Raw genomic sequence first — 2,898 nt, 5'->3', positions numbered from 1 at the left:
CTCATAGGGCAGATGCGGCTCGTCGCCGACCAGCGTCACCGGCCCCTGATAATCGAGGTCGCGCAGCGCCAATGCCGCCCGCCCGCCGCATTCGCCGGCGCCGATGATGAGCATCCCCCCCGCCATATCGGTCATCCGATCTGGATCAGGACTTTGCCGGCATCGACCTTGACCGGATAGGTTTTCAGGTTGACGCAGACCGGGGCGCCGCGGGCGTCACCCGTCTTGTAGTTGAAGCGGCCATTGTGCTTGGGGCATTCGATGATGTCATCCATCACCAGCCCGTCGGCCAGGTGCACCTTTTCATGCGTACAAAGGCCGTCGGTGGCGAAGAACTCGTCGTCGGGGCTGCGATAGATGGCGAAGGTGCGGCCGCCATGGTCGAAGCGCATCACATCCTCCTCGTCTATGTCGCCGGTGGCGCAGGCCTCGACCCAGTCGCTCATTCAAGTCCTCCCAAAAGCAAAAAAGTGCGCAGCGGTTTTCCGTCCGGAATTGCGTTAAATAAACAGTCTGGATCGGATGGAAGCACGATCATTCCGCCGCGGCGGCGATAGTGTCGTTGTGGAATTCCTCGCGATATGGCCGTGCGGTCGGCGGCAGCTCGCGCTTGAGGAAATAGTCCTCGTTGCGCAGCTGGCGCAGGAAGACCGGGATCATCTCGCGGTAGCCGGCCAGGATCGACGGTGTCGCTTCCGGCAGATCGTGCTTGATCAGTTCGTGCAGCCTCGGCAGCGCATGATAGGGCACCATCGGAAACATGTGATGCTCGACATGGTAGTTCATGTTCCAGTAGATGAAGCGGCTGATCGGGTTCATGTAGACGGTGCGGCTGTTCAGCCTGTGGTCGGTGACATTGTCGGCCAGGCCGCCATGCTGCAGCAGCCCGACCATGACATGGTGCCAGGCGCCGTAGAGCCTGGGCAGGCCGACCAGCATCAGCGGCAGGAACGAACCGGTGTAGAGCGCCAGCCCGACGGTGGCGGCATAGATCGCCGTCCAGATGCGGGCGACGCGGATCGCCTTGGGCTGTTCCTGTTCTGGAATGAAGGTCTTTTCGGCGGCGCTGACGGTGCCGGCGGCGTTGCGCAGCATATCGCTCATCGCATGCCAGGCGTCGAGCACGCCGACGAAGCCCAGCATGGCGCGAACCAGATCCGGCGGCCGCATCACCGAGATTTCCGGGTCGCGGCCGACGATGATGGTGTCGGTGTGGTGGCGCGTGTGGCTCCAGCGCCAGGTCACCGGATTGCGCATGATCATGAAGCAGGCGATCTGATAGACCGCATCGTTCATCCATTGCGTGCGGAAGGCGGTGCCGTGACCGCATTCGTGCCAGCGTGAATCCGTCGAGGAGCCGTAGAGCACGCCATAGACGAAGAAGAACGGCACGCACCACCATGTGCCCCAGAGCCAGGCGCCGCCGGCGCCACTGACGGTCAGGGCGGCGAACCAGATCGCCGTATCGCGGATCGCCGGCCCGTCGGAGCGCTGCATCAGCTCCTTCATCTGCTTGCGCGGTATGTCGGTGTGATACCACTCGGCCGCCGACAGGCCGGTCTCGACGGCGAGCTTGGCGTCGCGGCCGATCAGGCTGTAGTCACGCCGGGACGGCGCAGTGGACATGATTGCCTCCCTCGGCAAAGGCATCCGCCAGAGCGAATGCCATGAAATCCCTTGGCTTCGGGCGTCAAAGTAACGCCGACTGATGATAGACTCAACATCATAAAGATAGTTTCTATCATTTCCCATCAGGATGATGTACGAAGGGCTCGAGCAAACCCGACGAGGCAAGCATGGTGAAGCGGCCGACAATATCCGATCTGGCGCGCATCTCGGGCGTCAGTGTCGCCACCGTCGACCGCGTGCTGAACAACCGGCTGCCGGTGCGCGAAGAGACAGCGCGCCGCGTCTACGAGACCGCTACCGACATCGGCTACCACGCCGCCGGCCTTATCAAGCAGCGCATGCGCCAGGAGTTGCCGGAGTACCGCCTGGGCTTCCTGCTGCTGCGGGGCAACGATGCCTTCTACGGTGACTTCGCGCGGGAACTCGAACTGGCCATCTCTCAATCGCAGCGCTTCCGCGGCGTTGCGAGCATCGATTTCGCCAGCTCCCTGGCTCCCGACGAGATCGCCTCCCAGATGCGCAGGCTGGCGGCGAAATCGAGGGCCATCGCCGTGGTCGGTCCGGACCATCCGACCCTGACAGCGGTCGTGGAAACCTTGAAGGCGAGAGGGCAGCCGGTCTTTTCGGTGCTGTCCGATTTTGCCGCCGGCATCCGGGAGGGCTATATCGGCCTCGACAACCGCAAGGTCGGGCGCACCGCCGCATGGATGATCTCCAAGGCAGCCAAGCGGCCCGGCAAGGTCGCCCTCTTCGTCGGCAGCCACCGCTTCCACGGCCATGAGCTGCGCGAGATCGGCTTTCGCTCCTTCTTCCGCGAGCATGCGCCGGAGTTCAGCGTGCTTGAAACGCTGGTCAATCTGGAAGCCAACCAGGTGACCCATGACGCGATGATCGATCTTCTGGCGCGCTATCCGGATCTTGCCGGCTGCTACGTCGCCGGCGGTGGCATGGAAGGCGCGGTCTCGGCGCTGCGGGCAGCGAAGCCCGCGACCATGCCGGTGGTCGTCTGCAACGAGATCAACGCCGAGTCGCGCGCGGCGCTCGCCGACAACATCCTCACCATGGTGATCTCGACCCCGCTCGCCGCTTTATGCCGTGAGCTCGTCGACCTGATGGCGCATGCCATCGAAACCGGCGCCGCCAACGCTCCGGGCCAGACCTTTCTGCCCTTCGACATCTATCTGCCGGAAAACATCTAGCCAGCCGCCGCGCAAGGTGCCGAGGCAAATGATAGAATCCATCAGAGCGATGCGTAAATCGGCCCGCAGG

General features: G+C 63.4%; 3 protein-coding genes and 1 pseudogene. 1 reads left to right on the top strand and 3 read right to left on the bottom strand.

Annotation, left to right across the window (positions count from 1 at the left end; all coding sequences use genetic code 11):
• The 3 genes and pseudogenes from EN969_RS36245 to EN969_RS24915 form a co-directional block, all read right to left on the bottom strand.
• A pseudogene (locus EN969_RS36245) lies at window positions 1-135 on the bottom strand (ferredoxin reductase); the annotation flags it as partial.
• Complete coding sequence (locus EN969_RS24920; RefSeq protein WP_027161041.1) at window positions 132-446, bottom strand: MocE family 2Fe-2S type ferredoxin; 315 nt, start codon at window positions 444-446, stop codon at window positions 132-134. The pseudogene EN969_RS36245 and the gene EN969_RS24920, both read right to left, overlap by 4 nt.
• A gap of 88 nt (window positions 447-534) precedes the next feature.
• Window positions 535-1,626, bottom strand: coding sequence for a fatty acid desaturase family protein (locus EN969_RS24915; protein WP_063169774.1), 1,092 nt, complete (start codon window positions 1,624-1,626; stop codon window positions 535-537).
• A gap of 170 nt (window positions 1,627-1,796) precedes the next feature.
• On the opposite strand from EN969_RS24915, the gene EN969_RS24910 reads away from it, so the two are divergent.
• Window positions 1,797-2,828 carry a LacI family DNA-binding transcriptional regulator gene (locus EN969_RS24910; protein ID WP_027161043.1) on the top strand — a complete coding sequence of 344 codons (1,032 nt, stop codon included), beginning with the start codon at window positions 1,797-1,799 and terminating at the stop codon, window positions 2,826-2,828.
• Window positions 2,829-2,898 lie beyond the last annotated feature (70 nt).

Origin of the sequence: Mesorhizobium sp. M7A.F.Ca.CA.003.01.2.1 (genome assembly GCF_003998945.1) — a bacterium.
GTDB lineage: Bacteria > Pseudomonadota > Alphaproteobacteria > Rhizobiales > Rhizobiaceae > Mesorhizobium > Mesorhizobium ciceri.
Note: the sequence above shows the minus strand (reverse complement) of the source record. Positions and strands in the feature narration are given on the sequence as shown.